At 72.6% G+C, this 20,810-nt stretch carries 19 protein-coding genes; 12 read left to right on the top strand and 7 right to left on the bottom strand.

The features are described from left to right. Positions 1–63: 63 nt before the first annotated feature. Together NNW99_RS35270 and NNW99_RS35265 are read right to left on the bottom strand one after the other, a co-directional pair. Positions 64–702, bottom strand: a complete 639-nt coding sequence (locus NNW99_RS35270) for a MarR family winged helix-turn-helix transcriptional regulator (RefSeq protein WP_215123225.1) — start codon at positions 700–702, stop codon at positions 64–66. Next, the gene (locus NNW99_RS35265) at positions 699–2,363 is read right to left on the bottom strand and encodes an FUSC family protein (RefSeq protein ID WP_215123224.1); all 1,665 of its coding nucleotides are present in this window, start codon (positions 2,361–2,363) and stop codon (positions 699–701) included. Before NNW99_RS35265 ends, NNW99_RS35270 begins: the two co-directional genes overlap by 4 nt. A gap of 161 nt (positions 2,364–2,524) precedes the next feature. Between NNW99_RS35265 and NNW99_RS35260 the strand changes: the two genes are divergently transcribed. The 5 genes from NNW99_RS35260 to NNW99_RS35240 all read left to right on the top strand — a co-directional run bounded on the left by NNW99_RS35260 (position 2,525) and on the right by NNW99_RS35240 (position 6,536). Further along, positions 2,525–3,052 (top strand): DUF5134 domain-containing protein, encoded by a 528-nt coding sequence (locus tag NNW99_RS35260; RefSeq protein ID WP_215123223.1) that lies wholly within the window; start codon positions 2,525–2,527, stop codon positions 3,050–3,052. Positions 3,053–3,122: 70 nt separating this feature from the next. Then, positions 3,123–4,058 (top strand): M56 family metallopeptidase, encoded by a 936-nt coding sequence (locus NNW99_RS35255; protein WP_215123222.1) that lies wholly within the window; start codon positions 3,123–3,125, stop codon positions 4,056–4,058. 217 nt (positions 4,059–4,275) lie between these two features. Then, on the top strand, positions 4,276–4,944 hold the full coding sequence (locus tag NNW99_RS35250; RefSeq protein ID WP_215123221.1) for a phosphatase PAP2 family protein: 669 nt from the start codon (positions 4,276–4,278) through the stop codon (positions 4,942–4,944). Positions 4,945–4,984: 40 nt separating this feature from the next. Beyond that, positions 4,985–5,674 carry an HAD family hydrolase gene (locus NNW99_RS35245; RefSeq protein WP_215123220.1) on the top strand — a complete coding sequence of 230 codons (690 nt, stop codon included), beginning with the start codon at positions 4,985–4,987 and terminating at the stop codon, positions 5,672–5,674. Positions 5,675–5,849: 175 nt separating this feature from the next. Then, positions 5,850–6,536 (top strand): TetR/AcrR family transcriptional regulator, encoded by a 687-nt coding sequence (locus tag NNW99_RS35240; RefSeq protein WP_215123219.1) that lies wholly within the window; start codon positions 5,850–5,852, stop codon positions 6,534–6,536. Here the strand turns inward: NNW99_RS35240 and NNW99_RS35235 are convergent. Beyond that, the gene (locus NNW99_RS35235; RefSeq protein WP_215123218.1) at positions 6,524–8,026 is read right to left on the bottom strand and encodes an LVIVD repeat-containing protein; all 1,503 of its coding nucleotides are present in this window, start codon (positions 8,024–8,026) and stop codon (positions 6,524–6,526) included. The two genes, NNW99_RS35240 and NNW99_RS35235, sit on opposite strands and share 13 nt — an antisense overlap. A gap of 190 nt (positions 8,027–8,216) precedes the next feature. On the opposite strand from NNW99_RS35235, the gene NNW99_RS35230 reads away from it, so the two are divergent. Beyond that, complete coding sequence (locus tag NNW99_RS35230; protein WP_215123217.1) at positions 8,217–8,870, top strand: DUF305 domain-containing protein; 654 nt, start codon at positions 8,217–8,219, stop codon at positions 8,868–8,870. A gap of 53 nt (positions 8,871–8,923) precedes the next feature. On the opposite strand, the gene NNW99_RS35225 is transcribed toward NNW99_RS35230, so the two are convergent. Next, positions 8,924–9,376, bottom strand: coding sequence for a DUF6214 family protein (locus NNW99_RS35225; RefSeq protein ID WP_215123216.1), 453 nt, complete (start codon positions 9,374–9,376; stop codon positions 8,924–8,926). Positions 9,377–9,586: 210 nt separating this feature from the next. Here NNW99_RS35225 and NNW99_RS35220 point away from each other — a divergent pair, with 210 nt between their 5' ends. Next, on the top strand, positions 9,587–10,930 hold the full coding sequence (locus NNW99_RS35220; protein WP_215123215.1) for an FAD-dependent oxidoreductase: 1,344 nt from the start codon (positions 9,587–9,589) through the stop codon (positions 10,928–10,930). Here the strand turns inward: NNW99_RS35220 and NNW99_RS35215 are convergent. After that, the gene (locus NNW99_RS35215; protein ID WP_215123214.1) at positions 10,927–11,277 is read right to left on the bottom strand and encodes a helix-turn-helix transcriptional regulator; all 351 of its coding nucleotides are present in this window, start codon (positions 11,275–11,277) and stop codon (positions 10,927–10,929) included. The genes NNW99_RS35220 and NNW99_RS35215 overlap by 4 nt on opposite strands. A 118-nt stretch (positions 11,278–11,395) precedes the next feature. Between NNW99_RS35215 and NNW99_RS35210 the strand changes: the two genes are divergently transcribed. Beyond that, positions 11,396–12,475 carry an NADH:flavin oxidoreductase/NADH oxidase gene (locus NNW99_RS35210; RefSeq protein WP_215123213.1) on the top strand — a complete coding sequence of 360 codons (1,080 nt, stop codon included), beginning with the start codon at positions 11,396–11,398 and terminating at the stop codon, positions 12,473–12,475. 31 nt (positions 12,476–12,506) lie between these two features. Here the strand turns inward: NNW99_RS35210 and NNW99_RS35205 are convergent, their stop codons facing one another. Then, positions 12,507–13,802 (bottom strand): PHB depolymerase family esterase, encoded by a 1,296-nt coding sequence (locus NNW99_RS35205; RefSeq protein ID WP_215124562.1) that lies wholly within the window; start codon positions 13,800–13,802, stop codon positions 12,507–12,509. A 387-nt stretch (positions 13,803–14,189) separates the two neighbouring features. Here NNW99_RS35205 and NNW99_RS35200 point away from each other — a divergent pair, with 387 nt between their 5' ends. Continuing rightward, the gene (locus NNW99_RS35200; protein ID WP_215123212.1) at positions 14,190–15,167 is read left to right on the top strand and encodes a polysaccharide lyase family 1 protein; all 978 of its coding nucleotides are present in this window, start codon (positions 14,190–14,192) and stop codon (positions 15,165–15,167) included. 46 nt (positions 15,168–15,213) lie between these two features. Next, positions 15,214–16,002, top strand: a complete 789-nt coding sequence (locus NNW99_RS35195) for a pectate lyase (protein ID WP_215123211.1) — start codon at positions 15,214–15,216, stop codon at positions 16,000–16,002. 75 nt (positions 16,003–16,077) lie between these two features. On the opposite strand, the gene NNW99_RS35190 is transcribed toward NNW99_RS35195, so the two are convergent. Further along, positions 16,078–16,836 (bottom strand): PaaX family transcriptional regulator C-terminal domain-containing protein, encoded by a 759-nt coding sequence (locus NNW99_RS35190; protein ID WP_215123210.1) that lies wholly within the window; start codon positions 16,834–16,836, stop codon positions 16,078–16,080. Between the two features lie 75 nt (positions 16,837–16,911). On the opposite strand from NNW99_RS35190, the gene NNW99_RS35185 reads away from it, so the two are divergent. Together NNW99_RS35185 and NNW99_RS35180 are read left to right on the top strand one after the other, a co-directional pair. Next, on the top strand, positions 16,912–18,588 hold the full coding sequence (locus NNW99_RS35185) for an acyl-CoA dehydrogenase family protein (protein WP_215123209.1): 1,677 nt from the start codon (positions 16,912–16,914) through the stop codon (positions 18,586–18,588). Positions 18,589–18,738: 150 nt separating this feature from the next. Beyond that, on the top strand, positions 18,739–20,772 hold the full coding sequence (locus NNW99_RS35180; protein WP_215123208.1) for a HEAT repeat domain-containing protein: 2,034 nt from the start codon (positions 18,739–18,741) through the stop codon (positions 20,770–20,772). Positions 20,773–20,810: the final 38 nt, after the last annotated feature.

Here is a 20,810-nt window from a genome sequence, read left to right as displayed (position 1 = left end):
GGTACGTCGGGGCCGGCGCGGCACGCCAGAGGGGGCGGACGCCCCCGGCCGGACAGGTCCGGTTCAGCCCCGCAGCGCGCCCAGGCGACCCTCCAGCTGGCCGAGCAACTCTCCGAGAAGAGCGGCGAGTTCACCCTGCTCGGGGGCGTCCAGGCCGGACAGGACCGCTGTCTCGTAGGCGAGCTGGGCGGGCAGGACACCGTCGACGAGTTCGCGTCCGGCGTCGGTGAGGCGGAGGTGGGCGACGCGACGGTCACGGCTGTCGGCCCGGCGCTCCACCAGCCCGCGTTCGGTGAGCTGCTTGAGTCGCTTGGTGACGGCGGCGCCCGAGGAGAAGGTCTCCCGGGCCAGCTCCCCGGGGGACAGTTCGTGCCCGGTGCGGCGCAGCGCGCCCAGCAGATCGAACTCCGGGCGGCTCAGCCCCGCTCGGCGCAGCGGCGCGTCCTCGGCCTGCTGCAGGAGGGCGGCACAGCGGTTGATCCGGCCGATGACCTCCATCGGCCCGGTGTCGAGCCCGGGGTGCACGGACTGCCACTGCCGCACGACACCGGCGACGGTGTCTCCCCGCCGGCCACCGGCCCGTTCCTCTCCGGTCGTGCGCACCTCGGTGAGGTCGTCCCCCGTCCGCCCGGGTCCGGGCGCCGGTTGCGGGTCGAATCCCGGCTTGTCCCCCGTGGGCGATGACCCTTCCGTCGCCGTCATGGCCGTGCGTCCTCCGTCTCCGTGCCCGTGCCCCGTTCCGGGAGCAGCCCCTGGCGTCGTGCCGTAGCGGCGAGCGTACGGTGTCCCGACTGCTCGGCCAGCACGACCCGCTCCTGGGGCAGGGCGCGCTGCCACCATTCGCCGGCCGCGGCGTCGGCGGTGGCCCGCAGGTCGACCAGGGCGACGGCGAGGCCGCGACGGGCCGACTCCAGGGCGGCCGCGTCGGGGTCCGGCTCAGCCAGGAGGCGGGCGGCGTGCTCGCGGGCCCGGTCGGCGGTGGCCAGGGCTCCTTCGACGCGGTCGCCCGCGCGCCGGTTGGTGACGGCCACGGCGGCGACGAAACCGACCAGGGCGCCGACGACGGTGTCCACGACGCGCTCCGTTATCAGCTCGCCGGGCTGCTGGGATCCGGCGAACTCGGTGATGAGCAGGGCCATGGGGGTCACGCAGACGCTGCCGAGCCAGTAGTTGCGGCTGATCAGCACCTCGGCGCCGAAGCTGAACGCGAGGCAGCACAGCACGAGGAGCGCCTGGTCCAGGTGCGCGAGCGGGGCGACGGCCGCGAAGACGAGCACGCCCACGACGTTGCCGACGACCCGCTGGACGGCCCGGCTCCAGGTGAGGGCGATGTTGGCCTGGTAGAGCGAGGCTGCGGTGACCAGGGCCCAGTAGGGGCGGCCGATGCCCAGGGCGAGGGAGGCGTAGCCGGCGAGTGCGCAGCCGAGCGCGGTACGCACCGCGAGCGGGGTCAGCGGGCCGAGCCGGGTCCAGAGGGAGCGGGCCGCGTCCACTCCGAGCAACTCGTCGGCGGCCGCCCGCGGCAGACCGGCCTGCGGGACGGGCCCGGTGCCGCGCAGCGCCCGGGCCCACGCGCGCAGCCGCCCGGCATCCGACTCCGACGGCGCCGCGAGGGCGACCTCGGCCCGTACGACGAGCCGTTCCAGGGCGCGCCGGGTCCGGGAGGGCGCGCCGGTGGACAGCAGTGACTGCCAGGCGGCCTGGACGGCGGCGTAGCCCGCGGCCCGGGCCCGGGCATGCCCCTCACCCGTGCCGCCGGTGTCTGCGTACGCCGCCGCGGCCCTCAGCGCACCGGCGGTGGCGCGGCGCTCCGGCCCGTGCGGCCGGACCAGCGCGGGCGCCATGCAGACGAGCCAGGCCCAGGCACCCGTCGCGGCGGCCAGCGCCAGATGGCCGGGGACCTGGGCGAGGGTCTGCGGCGCGAACAGCGAGGCCGAGCTGACGAACGTGAGGACGACATTGCCCGGCGGCCCGACCCGCGTGGCGTCGCACAGCACCTTCTGCGCGGCGGCCAGCAGGGCGCCGACCGTGACCAGCACGACGGCGCTGCCGGTGAGCGAGGCGGCGACCAAGGCGACGGCGAGCCCGCCGAGCATGCCGAGCACCACCCACACCAGGGCCCCGGCCCGGGCGGCGTAGGGGCGGTTGTGGGCGTACAGCGCGCACAGGGATCCGGCCATCGTGTACATCGCCAGGTCGAGCCGGCCGAGCGCCAGGAGGGTGAGGTTGGGCGGGGCGATCGACACGACCACGCTCAGCGCGGGCTTGAACCAGATCTCGGAGGGCCGGCCGACGCGCAGCACGCCTGCCAGCGGCAGACGCCGGGCGGGCGGGGAGGCGGGTGTGGGGTTCGCGCTGCTCATTCCCACAACATTAGCAGGTGTTTTACTCGTAAACGATATCGAGCGATCGAGCCGCTCACCTGCTGTGCTCCGTCGAATGCTCCCCGTGTACACCCTTGCGCTCGCGTGCGCGCCGCACGACCGGGGCATCGAAGGACCGACTGTCGAGCGGGGAGGTGCGCGTGCACGGACCGGCTTCGTCCGGCTGGCTGCTGGTGGCGCTCTGTGCGGTGACCGGCGCCTACTGCCTGGTGCGGATGCGCAGCGGCGGCGAGGCGCTGATGGGGTTCGGGATGGCCGCGATGGCGGTTCCGGCGGCGGTGTTCTCCCCGCCGCCGTGGGCCTGGCTCGCGTACGCGTCCGTGTTCGGGGCGGCCGCGGTGCACGCGCTGTGGGCGGCGCGGGCCGGGGCGCGCCATCTCCATCATCTGGCGGGAGCCTCGGCGATGGTCTACATGTCCGTCGTCATGGCCGTCTCGCCCGCGCACGCGCACGGTCAGGGCGCATCGGGAGTTCCGCTCCTGACGGGGGCGCTGCTGCTGTACTTCGCCGGATACGTACTGCTGACCGGCGTCCGGCTGGTGCCGGTGCCCGCCGTGGCCGGGAGCGGGGGCGGTGGGTCCGCCCCGTGGGGCGACCGGCCGGAACTGGCGCGGGCGTGCCGGCTGTCCATGGGGATCGCTATGGTGGCGATGCTGCTGACCCTCTGAGCCGTTGCCTGCGTCACTTTGGCGCCACAAGTCGTACCCCTGGGCGGCGCCGCGCTCATAGGCTGCCTCCATGATGCTCCCCGCGGCACTGTTGCTGCTCGGCGCCCTGACCGCCGTGGTGGCTCCCCGGCTGCTCGCCCGCGCGGACTGGCCGGATCGTGAGCCGGTGGTGGCGCTGTGGGCGTGGCAGTGCGCGGTGGCGGCCGTACTCGTGTGCTGTGCGCTGTCGATGACGCTGAGCGCGGCGGCGGCCTGGCACGCGGTCGGCTGGCATGTCTTCGCGACGGCGCCGAGCGCCGCAGTCGAGGCCTATGCCCTCGGTACGGCGGGCCCTTGGGCGGCGACCACAGCGGTGGCACTGGCCTGCGGAGGGCTGTGGAGCGCGGCGATGCTGGTCCGCGAGGTCGGCCGGGCACGCGCCCGGCGCCGCGGCCGGCGTGCCGATCTGCTGGTCCGGGCCCCGCTGATGCCGGGCGAGGTGGCCGTGTCCGGCCGTCTCGTCGTCCTGGAGAGCGAGCGGCCCGACGCCTGGTGGCTGCCCGGTACCTCGCCGCAACTGGTCGTCACCACGGCCGCGTTGCGCCGGCTGAAGGGCCGGCAGCTGGATGCCGTGCTCGCCCATGAGCAGGGGCACGCGCGGGCCCGGCACGACTGGCTGCTGAACTGCTCCTCCGCCCTGGCGGGCGGCTTTCCGCAGGTGCCGGTGTTCGCCGCGTTCCGCGACGAGATGCACCGCCTGGTCGAACTCGCCGCCGACGACACGGCCTCCCGCCGCTTCGGCCGTCTGACCACGGCCCTCGCCCTGGTCGAACTGAACGAGCATCGCGGGGTGTTCGGCCCCTGCCCGACACCGCAGGCCCATGTCCCGGCGCGGGTGCGCCGTTTGCTCACTCCCCCGGACCGGCTGACCGCGGCACGCCGCCTTCGGCTGACGGCGGCGGCCGCGCTGGTGCCCGTGGTGCCGGTGCTGCTGGCGTTCGTACCGGGGCTGCGGGCGCTGGGATAGCCCGGCGATGTGACGCGGGGGCCGGGAGCCTCGATGCGGCCCGAAGCATGCGGCGCCAGGGCTTCGACGTAGCGGTCGGAGCATGTGGGGCCGGGGCCTCGACATGGCCGAAGCATGCGGCGCCGCGGCCCTCGAAGTGGCCGAAGCATGCGGCTCCCGGGCCGGAAGATCGCCGCCGCACTGGATCCGGAGCCCCCGGTTCGGCGAGGATCGCATCATGCACTCCCCGTCCGTCGACTCCCCGCCCCGTCCCGAGCACCGCACCGCCGCCGGTTTCGCCGGTGTCCTGGCCCTGTGCTCGGCTCTGCTGCTGACCCTCGTCGCGGTCAGATGGAGCCCACTGATCAGCACGGACGGAGACATCTCCGGCACCACCCACCGCTGGGCGGTCGACGAACCCGGCATCACCCAGACGTTCCGCGTCCTCACCGACTGGGTGTGGGATCCCTGGACGATGCGTCTGCTGTGCGCGGCGGTCGTCGTCTGGCTCGTCGTGCGGCTCGCGGCGCGCTGGACGGCGGTGTGGCTGGCGCTGGCCGTCACCCTGGGCACGCTGCTCCAGCAGGGCCTCAAGGCGGCCGTGGACCGTCCCCGTCCGGTCTGGCCCGACCCGGTCGACTCGGCCCACTACTCGGCCTATCCCTCGGGCCACGCCATGACCGCCACGGTCGTGTGCGGCCTGCTCCTGTGGCTTCTGCACCGCCACGGTGTGAGCCCTGCCGTGTGGCGTACGGCCCTGACCGTGGCCGTCGTCTCCGTGATCGGGGTCGGACTGACCCGCATCTGGCTGGGCGTCCACTGGCCGTCGGACGTGCTGGGCGGCTGGCTGCTGGGCGCGCTGGTGGTGGCCCTGGCGGTGTGGGTGCACCAGCGCCGGCATCCCTGAACACCCGCCGGGGCCGGGCGCGTCCTCGTAGGATCACCCCATGACCGCCGTGCTGTTCGACTTCTCCGGGACCCTCTTCCGTGTCGAGTCCACCGACTCCTGGCTGCGCGGCACCCTGGCCGGGACCGCGATCCGGCTCGCCGAGGCGGAGGTGGCCGCCGCGGCGCGGGCGCTGGAGACCGCGGGGGCGCTGCCGGGCGGTGGCGATCCCGCCCGGGTGCCGGAGGAACTGGCCGACGCCTGGCGGATCCGGGACCAGAGCGCCGAGCTGCACCGGGCCGCCTACACCGGCGTCTCCCGCCAAGTCACACTGCCCGACCCGACATTGCACGACGCGCTCTACGACCGCCATATGCACCCGGACGCGTGGGCCCCGTACCCGGACGCCGTCGAGGTGCTCCGCACCCTGCGCGAGCGGGGCATCCCGGTCGGGGTGGTCAGCAACATCGGCTGGGATCTGCGCCCGGTCTTCCGCACGCACGGCCTGGATCCCTACATCGACGTGTACGTCCTGTCGTACGAGCACGGCATCCAGAAGCCCGACCCCCGGCTGTTCGCAGCCGCCTGCGATGCGCTGGGCGCCGATCCGCGCCGGACGCTCATGGTCGGCGACGACCGCAGGGCGGACGGCGGCGCCACGGCCCTGGGCTGCGGGGTGCATTTCGTGGACCATCTGCCGGTGACCGACCGGCCGGACGGGCTGCGGCCGGTCCTGGATCTCGTGAGCTGAGGGCCGCACCGCCAAAACAAGCTGCCCGAGGCGACCATCCGGGCTTCTGCTCGCCCGCCTCGGACGATCCCCCGTGTCGCCCGAGGCAGACGGCATCCCCGGCTGGGACCGCACGGCCCCGGCCGGACGCTCCGAGTATAGTTGGCTGGCAGCCAGTCAACGCAGGAGTTACAGCATGTCCCCGCGCAGCGCCTCGGTCAATGAAGAGTTGCGGAGACGTTCGAAGGAGCGCCTTCTGCAGGCGGCGGTCGAGCTGGTCGACGAGCGCGGGTTCGAGGCGACGACGCTCGGCGACATCGCCGACCGGGCGGGTTCGGCGCGCGGGCTGGTCTCGTACTACTTCCCCGGCAAGCGCCAGCTCGTGCAGTCCGCCGTGCACCGGCTGATGCACCGCACGCTGGAGGAGGCGCTGGAGCGCGAGCCGCGCACCGAGGACGGCCGGGAGCGGATGGCGCGGGCCATCGACGCGATCCTGGGGCTGGCCGGGGACCGGCCCGTGCTGATGCGCCAGCACATGGCCGGGCTGCTGCAGGCCGAGGGCTTCGTGCCCTGCCCGGAGCAGCGGCGGCTGGCCGAACTGCTGCGGGACACCGTCGCCCGGCTCGGGTCGCGGGACGTCGACAGCGACTACCCGATGCTGCGCGCCCTGCTGATGGGCGCCGTGTACGCGGCGCTGGTGCCGGGGGCGCCGATGCCGATCCCGGTGCTGCGGGCCGAGTTGTTCACGCGCTACGGGCTCGATCTGGAGCTGGGTGTCCCGCCGGAGACCGGAGCCTCCGACGGGACGGGCGACAGGGATCTGTCGCGGTTCTTCGCGACCGGGGCCGTACCGGGGCACGGCCCGGAGGGTCAGTCGAAGTAGTCCGGCTGCGTCTGCACGTTGAGCTCGCGCAGGTGGACGCGGCGGGCCGGGTCCGTACGCCGGTCGTCGATCTTCAGGACGTCGAAGCCCCTGGCGTACTCGTTCGACCAGATGTAGCCGTTGTAGTAGTACGCCGACCAGGAGCCGCCCGACTTGATCGTGTCCGTGGTCAGGGGGCCGCGGTCGAAGTAGGCGATCTCCTTCGGGTTGCTCGAGTCGGTGAAGTCCCAGACGGAGACACCGCCCTGGTACCAGGCCTGGACCATCAGGTCCTTGCCCTTCACCGGGATCAGCGAGCCGTTGTGGGCCACGCAGTTCTCGGTGTCCGCCTGGTGGCGCGGGATCTTGAAGTAGCTGCGGAAGACCAGCTTGCGCTTGTCGCCCTTGCCGACGACGTCGTAGATGCCGTCGGCGCCGCGGTCGGGACCGATCTCCGCGTTGCAGGTGGCCGCGCCGCCACCGCCCAGTTCATCGGTGAAGACGACCTTGTTGGCCTTCTGGTTGAAGGTCGCCGAGTGCCAGAACGCGAAGTTGACGTTGTCCTGGACGCGGTCGATGACCTTCGGGCGCTCCGGGTCCTTGATGGAGAACAGGATGCCGTCGCCCATGCAGGCGCCCGCGGCCAGGTCCTTCGACGGCAGCACGGTGATGTCGTGGCAGCCGGTGGTCTTGGAGACGCCCGGGTTGGTGGGTCCGCCCGGGTTGCCGCCGCCGTCCGGCCCCTCACCGGGGAACAGCACGGGGAAGCCCACGACCTTCGCCTTCTCGGGGGCGTTGCGCGGCACCTTGATGACGGAGATGCCGTCGTGCGGCGGCTGGCAGTCGGGGTACGTGGCGTTCGGAGAGTACGAGGAGACGTAGACGTAGACGTTGCGGCGCTCGGGCACCAGCGTGTGGGTGTGCGAGCCGCAGGCGGTCTCGACGGCGGCGACGTACCGCGGGTTGCGCTTGTCGCTGATGTCGAAGACCTTCATGCCCTCCCACGAGGACTTCTCGGTCGCCGGCTGGGTGGTGCTGGTGCAACTGCTGTCGCTGCGCGAGGAGTCGGTGGACAGGAACAGCAGGTCGCCGGAGACGGAGATGTCGTTCTGCGAGCCGGGGCACAGCACCTGGGCGACGGTCTTCGGCGCCTTGGGGTTGCTGATGTCGAAGATGCGGAAGCCGTCGTAGTTGCCCGCGAACGCGTACCTGCCCTGGAAGGCGAGGTCCGAGTTCGTGCCCTGGAGCACGTCCTTGGGGACGAATGCCAGGTGCTGGATGTTGTCGGAGTGGACGACCTCGTCCTGGGCGGGTATCTCGCCGTTCTCGATGGCCTCACGGACCTCGGCCTGGGCACTCTTGGAGATCTTCTTCGGCGCGGGCGGCGCGTCCCCCGGGTCGGGGGTGGCCCCTGCCGGCGCCGCTGTGAGGAGCGCGGCCAGCAGTCCACCGGCGGCCGCGACGACGCCCAGGCGTCTACGGCGTGTTCTGCGGTCGTTCAACAGGATCACTGTTTTCCTCCCTGGTTCCGTTCACTGCGGAACGGTTCACGCACCACGCAGTATCGTCTTCGCCATGCACATACCAACAGGGGGCAACAGAATCGCAATGAAGTTTTGGGATCAATGACCCGAGGAAGCGTGCCAGTACGCCGTCCGCAACACGAGGTGCGTCCCAACTCGCCCGTCACAGGAGGTCGTTGTGCTCTTCCGCCGCGTGTCTCGTGCGTCCGTCGTCACGACGGGACTGGTCGCCCTGGCCGTGCTCGCGGCCGGGGGCTGTGACTCCGGTCCGGACCGGAAGCCGGCCGCCGCCGACGGGCCCGCCGTGATCGCTCCGGGTGAGCCCGGCGAGGCGAACCGCACCCTGTCCGCCGAGGAGGCCGCCGAGCAGAACCCGGAGAACGACTCCCCCAACTCGGCGGACGTCTCCTACGCCCGCATGATGATCGAGCACCACACCCAGGCCCTGGTGATGACCGAACTCGCCCCGAAGCGCGCCGAGTCGAAGGCCGTGAAGCGCATCGCCGAACGCATCGCGGCCGGCCAGGAGCCCGAGATCGAGGCCATGAAGGGCTGGCTGAAGTCGTACGGCAAGCCGCTGAAGGCCGAGCGGCACGCGCACGCGACGATGCCCGGCATGGCGACCGAGGCCCAGCTGAAGAAGCTCCGCGCGGCCGACGGCAAGGCCTTCGACCACCTCTTCCTGACCCTGATGACGACCCATCACCAGGGCGCGATCACCATGGCCTCGGATGTGAAGGGGCAGGGCAACAACATCCGCGTCGAGGAGATGGCCGACGAGGTGATCGCCCAGCAGACCAGCGAGATCACGCGGATGCGGGACATGCTCTGAGCGGACTCCCGGCCTCGGTCGTGCCGGGGGCCGGCCCGCTCAGCCCGGCCCGCTCAGCGTCGGGCGCGGCGTGGTGCCAGCAGGCCCGCGTCCCTGGCCTGGCCGATCAGGCGCAGCGACTTGCGGCGGCTGTGCCCGGTCGCGCACATCACGGCGAGGACCGGGTCGGTACCGCCCTGCTGGGCCGCGCGGTACTCCTGGGCCACCAGCCACCGCCCCTCGGCGCCGCGCGGCCAGACCGGCCGGGCGCGGCGCCCAGGGCCCTCGGAGAGCGGGCCCTGGGCGCCGCACGCCTCGGCCAGCGAATCCTCGAGCCAGTCGGCGAGCACCGCCAGGTCGTCGAGGGACAGCGCGGGCCGGGCGCGCACCTCCTCGACACCGACGCATCCGCCGGCGACGACCGCCAGCGCGTCGACGTGGGCGCCGTCCGTGAAGGCGAGCCGGACGTCGAACCACCGCGTGGCGTCCTCGTTCTCCCGCACTTCCCACGCGGGGCGCACGGACACCGCCCCGTCCACCGGAGAGCGATCAGAAAGATTAAGAAAGGATGCTTCCAGCACACACGCAACGTAACCGCATGATCACATTCGCTATAGATCCGACACGCGCCCCGGTCGGAGCACAGCACCCTGTCAGCGGAGCCCGGCCGGTGCGATGCTGGAGACATCAGAGCTCTCCTGAGATCCCCCGGGATCTGACGGGTAAGGAGTTCCGCCGTGCTGCGAGTCGCCGTCGTAGGCTCCGGGCCGAGCGGGTGCTACACCGCGCAGAGCCTCGTCCAGCTGGACTCCGAGGTGCGCGTCGACGTCCTGGACCGGCTGCCGTGCCCGTACGGACTGGTCCGCTACGGCGTGGCACCCGACCACGAGAAGATCAAGTCGCTGCAGAACAATCTGCGCGCGGTCCTGGAGCACGACCGGGTGCGGTTCCTCGGGGGCGTGCAGGTGGGCCCCGGCGGGGTGCCGGCCGCCCGGCTGCGGGAGCTGTACCACGCGGTGGTGTACTGCGTGGGCGCCGCCACGGACCGGCATCTGGGCATTCCCGGGGAGGACCTGCCAGGGAGCTGGTCGGCGACGCAGTTCGTGTCCTGGTACAGCGCCCACCCGGACGCCGTGGACGGCGGTTTCCTGCGGGACGCGCGATCCGCCGTGGTCATCGGCGTGGGGAACGTCGCCGTGGACGTCACCCGGATGCTGGCCCGGGGGCTGACCGAGCTCAGCCCGACCGACATGCCGCAGGCGGCCCTGACCGCGCTGGCGGCGAGCCGGGTGACCGAGATCCACATGGTGGGCCGGCGCGGCCCGTCCCAGGCCCGTTTCACCACCAAGGAGCTGCGCGAGCTGGGCACCCTGCCGGGGACCGACGTCACAGCGGACCCGGCGGAGCTGGCGGCGGACCCGGGGTACACGGACCCGTCCGCGCTGCCCGCCCCGCAGCGGCGCAACGTGGAGGTCGTGCGCGGCTGGGCCGAGTCCCCGCCGGCCGACGCCCCGCACCGGATCCACCTGCGCTTCTTCCTCCGCCCGGTCGAACTGCTCGCCGAGCGGGGCCACGTGGGCGCGGTGCGGTTCGAGCGAACGGCACCGGACGGGCAGGGCGGCGTGACGGGCACGGGCCGGTACGAGGACATCGAGGCGCAGTTGGTGCTGCGTTCGGTGGGCTATCTCGGAGTACCGATGGAGGGGCTGCCGTTCGACCCGAAGACCGGCACCGTGCCGAACCTGGCCGGACGAGTCCTGCGCGAGGGCGTCGTCACGCCCGGCGAGTACGTGGCCGGCTGGATCAAGCGCGGCCCGACGGGCGTGATCGGCACGAACCGGCCCTGCGCGAAGGAAACGGCAATGTCCCTCCTGGAGGACGCCCCGCTCCTGACCGCCCGGGACGTCCCCCAGGACACGCTCACGGCCCTGCGCGCGGCGGGCACCGACCCGGTCGAGTGGACGGGCTGGCAGTCGATCGAGCGGGCGGAGGCGGAGCTGGGAGCGTCACTCGGACGCGGAGTGGTCAAGCTTCCGGACTGGGAGTCCCTGATGGAGGCCGCGCACAGCGAGGTTCCTTAAGGGGCGAGCCTCCCGGCCTGCCTCTCCGCCGCGTCGAGCACCGCGTCCAGCAGCCCCGGAAACAACCCGTCCAGATCATCCCGCCGCAGCCCGTTCATCTTCGCCGTCCCCCGATAGACCTGCCGGATCACCCCACTCTCCCGCAGCACCCGGAAGTGATGCGTGGTCGTGGACTTCGTCACCGGCAGATCGAACCGCGAACAGGACAACTCCCCGCTCGCCGCGGCAAGCTCCCGCACGATCCGCAACCGCATCGGATCGGAGAGCGCGTGCAGCACATCCTCCAGCCGGATCTCGTCACGCTCGGGATGCGGCAGGGCGCGGCTGCTCACGGCGGGGGACGTCACGGTGACTCCGTTTCTCCAGGGGCTCCCATAGTACGAGAACCATCGTAGTTTGACATCCACCGTACTACGATGCCTATCGTACGAGTCGACATCGGCCCCGTACTGAATGGAGTCCGCCGTGACCGCCCTCTTCGAGCCCTGGACCCTGCGCGATGTGACGATCCCGAACCGCGTGTGGATGGCCCCGATGTGCCAGTACTCGGCGGCGCCCGAGGGCCCGGAGGCCGGCGCCCCCACCGACTGGCACTTCGCGCACTACGCCGCCCGCGCGGCCGGCGGCACGGGCCTGATCATCGTCGAGGCCACCGCCGTCTCCCCGGAGGGCCGCATCTCCCCGTACGACCTCGGCATCTGGAACGACACGCAGGTGGAGGCGTTCCGTCGCATCACCCGCTTCCTCGCCGCACAGGGCACGGTGCCCGCGATCCAGCTCGCACACGCCGGCCGCAAGGCCTCGACGGACCAGCCCTGGAAGGGCGGCGCCCCGGTCGGGCCGGAGGCGTACGGCTGGGACTCCGTGGCTCCGAGCCCCCTCGCGTTCGACGAGAAGCACCCGGTCCCGGCCGAGCTGACGGTCGAGCAGATCAAGGACGTTGTCGCGCAGTTCGTGGCCGCGGCCCGCCGCGCCCTCGCCGCCGGTTTCGAGATCGCCGAGATCCACGGTGCCCACGGCTATCTGATCAACGAGTTCCTCTCCCCGTACTCCAACCACCGCACCGACGCCTACGGCGGCTCGTACGAGAACCGCGTCCGCTTCGCCCTCGAAGTGGTGGACGCCGTGCGGGAGGTGTGGCCGCAGGACAAGCCGCTGTTCTTCCGCATCTCGGCAACCGACTGGCTCGAGGACGGCGGCTGGAGCGCGGACGACACCGTCCGCTTCGCCGCCGATCTGCGGGCCCACGGCGTCGACCTGCTGGATGTCTCCAGCGGCGGCAACGCCTCTGACGCCCGGATCCCCACCGGCCCCGGCTATCAGGTGCCCTTCGCCGCCCGGGTGAAGGCCGAGACGCCCCTGCCGGTCGCCGCGGTGGGGCTGATCACCGATGCCGAGCAGGCCGAGAAGATCCTGGCCAACGGCGAGGCGGACGCGGTCCTGCTGGGCCGGGAACTGCTGCGCAACCCCTCGTGGGCGAGGCACGCGGCGCGGGAACTGGGCGGTGAGGTCCGGGTGCCGGACCAGTACCACCGGTCGGTCTGACCGGCACCCGGATCTCGGAGCAGCTGGCGCGTCAACCGGCCGTGCACGCCGTCCCGTTGAGCGTGAACCCGGCCGGCGCGGCGTTGTTGCCGCCGTGGCTCGCCTGGTAGCCGATGCTGACACTCGCGCCGGGCGCGATCGTGCCGTTGTACGACACGTTGGTGGCGGTGACCGCCCCGGACGACGGCGCGTAGGTGGCGCCCCAGCCGCCCGTGACGGTCTGGCCGGCGGGGAGCGTGAAGCCGAGTTTCCAGCCGTTGACCGTGGTCGTACCGGTGTTGGTGAGGGTCACGGACGCGGTCAGGCCGGTGTTCCAGGCGTTGACCGTGGACGTCACCTTGCAGGCGCCGGGCTGGGGCTGCGGAGCGGGGCCCGAGCTGTCCAGCCCGAAGAAGGTGAGCACCCGTGCCGCCATGCCGTGGGCGTACAGGTTGTGGCCGACGCCCTGGAGGCTGATGGCCTCGACGGGGGCCCGGTCACCGGTGCCGCCGTAGCGGGTGCGGGTCCAGCCGGACTGGGGTGTGTCCGTGGCGGTCGGCGTCTGGCTCACGCCGTGCACGTTCGTCCACTGCTTGATCTGCTCCCCGAAGTTGGGGTAGCGCAGGACATCGTCCTGGGTGCCGTGCCAGATCTGCATCCGCGGGCGGGGGCCGGTGTAGCCGGGGTACGCGCCCCTGACCAGGTCGCCCCACTCCTTCGGGGTGCGGGTGAGCGCGCCGCCCGAGCAGTTGCTGTTCCACTCGGAGCCGTCGGTGGTCGCGAAGCAGGCGAACGGGACGCCCGAGAAGGCCGCGCCCGCCGCGAACACGTCGGGGTAGTCGCCGAGCAGGACGTTCGTCATCATCGCGCCGGAGGAGATGCCGGTGGCGAACACCCGGCCGGTGTCGGCGTCGTAGGTGCGGGTGACCCAGTCGATCATCGACTTGACGCCGACGGGGTCGCTGCCGCCGCCGCGGCGCAGCGCCTGGGGCGAGGAGACGTCGAAGCATTTGCTGCTGCGGGTGACGGACGGGTAGAGCACGATGAACCCGTACTGGTCGGCGAGCGTGTCGTACTCGGTGCCGTTGTACATGTCCGGGCCGGAGCCGGTGCACCAGTGCACGGCGACGACGACCGCCGGGTTCGGCGTGACGCTCTCCGGCACGTAGAGGTACATCCGCAGATTGCTGGGGTTCGTACCGAAGTTCGTGACCTCGGTGAGGGCCGCGGCGGGCACGGCGTCCTCGCGGGCGGACCCGCCGGCAGGCTCGCGGGCGGCGGCCGGGGGCGCGGTGAGCACCGTGGCCGCGAGCATCGGCAGCAGCGCGGCGACGAGCGCGAGGAGGATCGACCGCAGCGGTCTCCTCGCCGTGGGGCGGGGGGTGGCAGGCACGTCCGGGTCCCTTCCGTTGTGGGGTGCGGCTCGCAGGACGTCGTACGGCGGTTCAGCGGTGTGGAGTCGGTCCGGGTCATTCGGCATGGTGACATGCACATGGCCGTCATGGAAGCGCTCCCACGCCGCCTCCGCGAGGCCCCCGCCCCGACCAGGACCGGCCGAATGTGTTCTGCGCGGGGCGTTGACTAGAAAGCGCTTACCCCCTACGTTCCGTTCAGCAGTGTGACCGATGTCTTCGAAACGGTCATACGCAGCGCGCGCGGTGAACAGCATGGCGAACGTCATTCATCTACATGACCGACCAGCACCATGACGGCACCACGAAGGGACGCACCCCACATGCGTACTCCCCCACGCACACGCGTACACCGATCCACCCTCGCCGTCGCCGCCGCGTCCGCGTTGGCGACCGTGGCGGTCCTGGCCGCTCCCCAGCCGGCCGGGGCCGCCGAGACCTCGCCGGTCGGGTTCGGCGCGGGGACGACCGGCGGCGGCAGCGCCTCGGCGGTCACCGTCTCCACGCTGAGCGCCTTCAAGTCGGCGGTGACCGGCAACGCGGCCAAGGTCGTCCGGGTCAACGGCCTGATCTCGCTGAGCGGTCAGGTCGACATCGGGTCCAACACGACCGTCCTGGGCGTGGGTTCGGCGTCCGGGTTCACCGGTGGCGGACTGCGGCTGAAGAAGGTCTCGAACGTCGTCGTCCGCAACCTGAACATCAGCAAGCCGGTCGCGCCCGCCGACGGCATCACCGTCGAGGCGTCCACCAAGGTCTGGATCGACCACAACTCCTTCTCCGCCGACCGCGATCACGACAAGGACTTCTACGACGGCCTGCTGGACGTCAACCACGGCGCCGACAACGTCACGGTGTCCTGGAACACCTTCAAGAACCACTTCAAGGGCTCGCTCGCCGGCCACAGCGACAACAACGCGAGCGAGGACACCGGCAAGCTGCGGGTGACGTACCACCACAACCACTTCGCCAACGTGTACTCGCGCATCCCCAGCCTGCGCTTCGGCACCGGGCACTTCTACAACAACTACGTCGAGGGCGCCGACACCGCCTGCCACTCGCGCATGGGCGCCCAGATGCTGGTCGAGAACAACGTCTTCCGCTCGACGAAGATCGCGGTCACCACGAACCGCAGCAGCGACGTCGACGGATACGCCAATCTGCGCGGCAACGATCTCGGTGGAGCCGCGACCGAGATCTCGCGCGTCGGCAGCTTCACCAGCCCGCCGTACGGCTATACGGCGGAGCCGGCCTCCTCCGTCGTCACCTCGGTGACGTCGGGTGCGGGCGCCGGAAAGCTCTGACGGCCCACCCCTCCCCCATCACTCAGACGACAGAAGGAATCGGGACATGACTTCTGCGACACGTCCGCGCGCCCGCAGGCGCGCGCTGACCGGCACGCTGGCCACCCTCGGCCTGTCGGTTGGCATGATCATGACCACCCAGGCGCCCACGGCGAGCGCCGCCACCTGGCCGACCCCCAACGGCAGCCAGGGCACCTCCACCACCATCTCCGTGTCCGGCACCAAGGACTACGGGATGAAGCGGTACTACGGCACCGGCGCCCTGGCCGGTGACGGCCAGGAGGAGGGCCAGGACCCGATCTTCAAGCTCGCGGACGGCGCGGTGCTGAAGAACGTCATCCTCGGCGCCCCCGCGGCCGACGGCGTCCACTGCGAGGGCAGTTGCACACTGCAGAACGTCTGGTGGGAGGACGTCGGCGAGGACGCCGCCACCTTCCGCGGCGGCAACGGCGCCACGTACCAGGTGATCGGCGGCGGCGCGAAGAAGGCCGCCGACAAGGTCTTCCAGCACAACGGCGGCGGCACGCTGAACATCTCCAACTTCGCGGTGCAGGAGTTCAAGACGCTCTACCGCTCCTGCGGCGACTGCTCCACGCAGTACACGCGCAAGGTCAACCTCAGCAACATCGACGTGACCGGCACGGGCTCCACCGCGCGGATCGTCGGCATCAACGTCAACCGCAACGACGCGGCGACGCTGCGGGGCATCACGATCCGCAACGACTCCGGCCGCAAGGTCGTCCCCTGCCAGAAGTACAACAACAACACCGCTGTCGGGTCCGGGCCCGACAGCAAGAACTGCCTGTACTCCACCTCGGACGTCACCTACAGGTAGTACCTCAGGCAGACCCCCCACGGTGAAGGCGGCCGTGCGCGGCGTCCCGGCGGGCGCCGCGCACGGCCGTCCGCGTCATGCGCCCCCAACGCGCGCGCGGACCTCCCCGATCAGCTGCTGCTGGTAGTCCGTATAGGCCACGCGCAGTTCGGCGCCGGGCCAGTCGGCGGGCAGGAGCGCGGGCGGCAGGACCGGATCGGCCAGCAGGTGGCGCACGACGGCGGCGAAGGCGGCCAGGCGATCGGCCGGGCGGTGTGCGTCGGCGATATGGCCGAGCAGCGTACGGGCCGTGGCCGGCCAGGTGTCCAGCGGCCACAGGGACGCGGCCAGGTCGCGCGGGGGCCGGTCGGGGCGGGCCGTCCAGCGCTGGGACACCCGGTCCAGATCGCCGGGGACGGCACGGTCCAGGTTGGCGGGCCGGAGCCAGACCCCTTCGCGGAGTTCGGCGAGCCGCAGGCCCGTCAGCCGGGCCCGCAGGTCGGCGCGTTCGGCGGGCCCGCGCCCCGTCGCGGTGATCACGACCATCTCCCAGTCGCCGTCCCACGCGCGCGTGCGGGGGTGCACCGCGTCGTCCTGGCGGCGCTGGCGTTCCAGCAGCCGGTCGCTGAGGCGGTAGCCGGTGTCCGTACGCCGCAGGTCACCGGCGGCCACCATCCGGCTGAGCGCCGCCCGCAGCGTGGAGCCGCCCACGTCGAAACCCTCCACGAGCCGCACGAGCTCCCTCACCGGCACCTCGGGGGGATGCGTCCCGAGCAGCAGGCTCAGTACGACCGACCGCGCGGACAGGGGGCGCAGGTCGAGCGCGCCGGGCCGCGCGGGGTCGTTCATCGGCATGGTCACGTACTGTACGCGGCGGCACTCCCTGTTGCAGTATTGCTGCGACCGCAGACAGAGTGCAACACTCACTGTATGGTCTCGACATTGGACGAACAGCTCGCGTACGGCGGACCCGCCACGCACGACGTCACCAACCAGGCCCCGCCCCTCACCCCGTACGACGCCTCCGACGACGCGGCCCTGCTGGAAGGGCTGCGGCGGGAGGGCGCCGGGTGGGCCGAGGAGGAACTGCGCCGGCTCGGCAGGCGGGCCGGCAGCGCCCAGGCCCAGGAGTGGGCCGAGCTGGCCAACCGTCACGAGCCGGAGCTGCGCACGCACGACCGGTACGGCAACCGCGTGGACGAGGTCGACTTCCACCCGAGCTGGCACCATCTGATGCGCACCGCGATCACGGAGGGACTGGGCGCCTCGCCCTGGGCGGACGACAGGCCCGGCGCACATGTCGCCCGGTCCGCGGGCGGACTGGTCTGGGGGCACACCGAGGCCGGGCACGGCTGCCCGACGTCGATGACCTACGCGGCGGTCCCCGCGCTGCGCAGGCAGCCGGAGCTGGCGAAGGTCTACGAGCCGCTGCTGACGAGCCGGGAGTACGAGCCCGGCCTCCGGGTGCCCACGCAGAAGCGGGGCCTGCTGGCGGGCATGGGGATGACCGAGAAGCAGGGCGGCTCCGACGTCCGCACGAACTCGACGACGGCCACGCCCACGGCCGAGCCGGGGGTGTACACCCTGCGCGGGCACAAGTGGTTCACCTCGGCGCCCATGTGCGACGTGTTCCTGGTCCTCGCGCAGGCGCCGGGCGGCCTGTCCTGCTTCCTGGTGCCGCGCGTGCTGCCCGACGGCACCCGCAACACCTTCCGCATCCAGCGGCTGAAGGACAAGCTGGGCAACCGCTCCAACGCCTCCTCCGAGCCCGAGTTCGACGGGACGGTGGCCTGGCTGGTCGGGCCCGAGGGCCACGGCGTCAAGACCATCATCGAGATGGTCAACTGCACGCGTCTTGACTGCGTGATGATGTCGGCCGCGCTGATGCGCAAGTCCCTCGTCGAGGCGGGGCACCACGCGCGCCACCGCAGCGCGTTCGGCGCCCGGCTGGTGGACCAGCCGCTGATGCGCAATGTGCTGGCCGATCTGGCACTGGAGTCGGAGGCCGCCACCACCCTCACCCTGCGGCTGGCCGGGGCGGCCGACCGGACGATCCGCGGAGCCGACGCGGGCGGGGCGGAGGCCGCGTTCCGCCGGATCGCCACCGCCGTCGGCAAGTACTGGGTGACCAAGCGGGGCCCGGCCTTCACCGCGGAGGCCCTGGAGTGCCTCGGCGGCAACGGCTACGTCGAGGACTCGGGCATGCCCCGGCACTACCGCGAGGCTCCCCTGCTGTCGATCTGGGAGGGCTCGGGGAACGTCAACGCCCTCGACGTACTGCGGGCGCTGAGCCGCGAACCGGGCACCGCCGAGGCGCTGTTCGGCGAGCTGGACCTCGCCCGGGGCGCGGACGCCCGGCTGGACGCGGCCGTGACCCGGCTCAAGAACGGGCTGCCCGAAGCCTCGCAGACGACGGCCCGCCGGCTCGTGGAGCAGATGGCCCTGACGCTCCAGGCCTCCCTTCTCGTCCGGCACGCCCCGCCGGCGGTGGCCGACGCGTTCTGCGCGAGCCGGCTCGGGGGCGACTGGGGGCAGGCGTTCGGGACGCTGCCGGAGACGGCCGGCCTCGACGCGATCCTGGAGCGCGCGCTGCCCGACGCGCGCTGACGGACCGGAGCGCCGCTTCCGGGCGCGGGACCGGGCTGTCGTCGGCCAACGGGCGCACAGTTCGCGCACAGTCATCTCCCGATTCCGCTTCGTTGTCAGTGCCGTGGTGCAGACTCCCCGTCAGTTGGTACTTCGCCTGGGGAGGACAACGTGTTCAGGGGGATCGACGAGGTCGACTGGGCCTCGCTGCGGCATGCGTACGGCAGCGCGGAGGACGTGCCCGGACTGTTGCGGGGACTGGCCTCCGCCGACCCGGCCGAGCGGGAGAGCGCGCTCGACGGGATGTACGGCGCCGTGCACCACCAGGGTGGCGTGTACGACGCGACGCTCGCCTGTGTTCCGTTTCTCCTCGCGCTCGCCGTCCGCGAGGAGGTGCGGGACCGGGCGGGGGTCGTGGAACTCCTCGTCAGCATCGGCGACATCGCAGATGACGGGGGTGCCTCGGAGGAGAACGCCGCGCGAGCCCGGGCCGTCCTGCTCGCGGGCGCCGAGGTCTTCGTCCGGCTCGCGGGGGACACCGACGCCGGGGTCCGCCGGGCGGTCCCGGGCGCGCTCGTGCGGTTCCTCGGCCCACCGGAGCGGGTGCTCGCGCTGTTGCGGGAGCGGATCGCCGTGGAGCGGGACGACCGGGTCCTGCTCGCCCTGGCCGCGAGCCTGGGCCTGTTCGTGGAACGGCACCCGGGGCACGCGTCCGAGGCGGTGGACCTGCTGGCGGAGTTGAGCGCGCCCCCGTACGGGCCGGGGCTGCGGCTCGCCGCGCTGGGCCAGCTCGCGAGGTGCGCGCCGGGTCTACTTCCCGCCAATCTCGTACCGTCCGTGGTCCGGTTGCTCAGGGACAGATCCGGGCTGCACCCCCGCACCGGCCCCGGGAGCGACCGACCCGGCACGGACACGCTCGCCGACCGGCTGCGGCGGCTGCGCCCCTCGGACGAGGAGGGCTCCCAGCTGATGCGCACGCTGCACACCGCGCTCGGCAGCCGGGTCACGGACCGGATCGCCCTGCTGCGCGGGCAGTTGACCAGCCCGGACCCCCTCGACCGGTGCAACGCCGTGTGGATGTCGGCCGGGCTGTTCCGCGAGTGGCGTACGAGCGGCGCAGAGCCGGTCGCTCTCATCGGTGCCCAACTGGGCGCCGAGGAGGGACGGTTGCACGATGCGGCGGTGGCCGTGCTGTCGGAGCTGTTCGAGCTGGCCGGGCCGGCCGCGGACCACCTCCACGCGCTGGTGACCCGCCGTCCCGAGTTTCGCGTACGGCACGGGGAGCGGGGGGCACCGACGCTGGGCGGTCCGCTCAAGGCCCTGGCCAGGACGGGGGATCCACGGGCGACGCCGGTGCTGGCCGAGGTGCTGGCCGGTCCGGTCGTACCGGACGACCTGGGCCACGCGATACCCCACCTGGGACCGGCGGCCCTGCCGCTCGCTCCCGCTCTGCGGCGCCGGCTCGCCCGCGTCCCGCTGGACGGCCCCGGCGTGTACGAGCGGGCCGCTCCCCTGCTGTCGGCGCTCGCGGCACTGGGCGATACCGAATCCATACCGGCGGTGTTACGCCTCCTGCGCGGCGCGCAGGACGGGCCACGTTCGCGCGAGGGCGTCATACGGGCGGCGGCCCGTGCCCTCGGCGCGTTCGGCAGTGCCGCGTACGAGGCGATACCGGATCTGCGCCGACTGCTGGCGACGGACGGCTCCGTCGCGGTGGCGGAAGCGCTGTGGTCGATCACGGGCGAACCGGATGCCGTGCTGCCCGTGCTGCTCGGGGAGTTGACGGACACCGACGGCGACCGGCATCGCCGTGCCGCCGCCGCGGACGCGCTCGCGCGACTGGGGCCGGCGGCCCGTCCGGCCCTGCCCGGGCTGCGGCGGACGGCCGGCTCGGGCTCCGGCGCCGTACGGCAGCGGGCCACGGCCGCGTGCGCGGTGTGGCGGATAGCCGGCGAGCCGGAACAGTTCCTTCCGCTCCTCCGCTCCGCGTGGGCGGAGGACCCGCGCACCCGCACGACGGTCGCCGGGTGCGTGGCTGCCCTCGGGCCCGCGGGGGCGCCCCTGCACGACCTGCTCCGGGCGGAGCTGGCGTCCCCACGGCGGCACCGGGCCGACGCCCGTGGCTACGGCAGCCACGACATCCACGAGGACGAGGGGCTGCTGCGCCTGTGCCGGGGAGCGCCGGCCGGGGCGGGGCACGGGTAGGTGGGGTCCCTCAGCGGCCCGGTGGCCGGCCCGATCCG

Origin of the sequence: Streptomyces sp. CRCS-T-1, from assembly GCF_024442335.1 — a bacterium.
GTDB lineage: Bacteria > Actinomycetota > Actinomycetes > Streptomycetales > Streptomycetaceae > Streptomyces > Streptomyces koelreuteriae.
The sequence above is the reverse complement of the archived record's forward strand: the minus strand, read 5'-3'. Positions and strand labels throughout refer to the sequence as shown.

Excerpts from the sequence above, each read along its gene's own strand:
- NNW99_RS35240 (WP_215123219.1), top strand. The coding sequence starts at position 5,850 with ATGTCCCCGCGCAGCGCCTCGGTCAATGAAGAGTTGCGGAGACGTTCG.
- NNW99_RS35250 (WP_215123221.1), top strand. The coding sequence starts at position 4,276 with ATGCACTCCCCGTCCGTCGACTCCCCGCCCCGTCCCGAGCACCGCACC.
- NNW99_RS35195 (WP_215123211.1), top strand. The coding sequence starts at position 15,214 with ATGACTTCTGCGACACGTCCGCGCGCCCGCAGGCGCGCGCTGACCGGC.
- NNW99_RS35245 (WP_215123220.1), top strand. The coding sequence starts at position 4,985 with ATGACCGCCGTGCTGTTCGACTTCTCCGGGACCCTCTTCCGTGTCGAG.
- NNW99_RS35200 (WP_215123212.1), top strand. The coding sequence starts at position 14,190 with ATGCGTACTCCCCCACGCACACGCGTACACCGATCCACCCTCGCCGTC.
- NNW99_RS35265 (WP_215123224.1), bottom strand. The coding sequence starts at position 2,363 with ATGAGCAGCGCGAACCCCACACCCGCCTCCCCGCCCGCCCGGCGTCTG.
- NNW99_RS35185 (WP_215123209.1), top strand. The coding sequence starts at position 16,912 with ATGGTCTCGACATTGGACGAACAGCTCGCGTACGGCGGACCCGCCACG.
- NNW99_RS35270 (WP_215123225.1), bottom strand. The coding sequence starts at position 702 with ATGACGGCGACGGAAGGGTCATCGCCCACGGGGGACAAGCCGGGATTC.
- NNW99_RS35255 (WP_215123222.1), top strand. The coding sequence starts at position 3,123 with ATGATGCTCCCCGCGGCACTGTTGCTGCTCGGCGCCCTGACCGCCGTG.
- NNW99_RS35190 (WP_215123210.1), bottom strand. The coding sequence starts at position 16,836 with ATGCCGATGAACGACCCCGCGCGGCCCGGCGCGCTCGACCTGCGCCCC.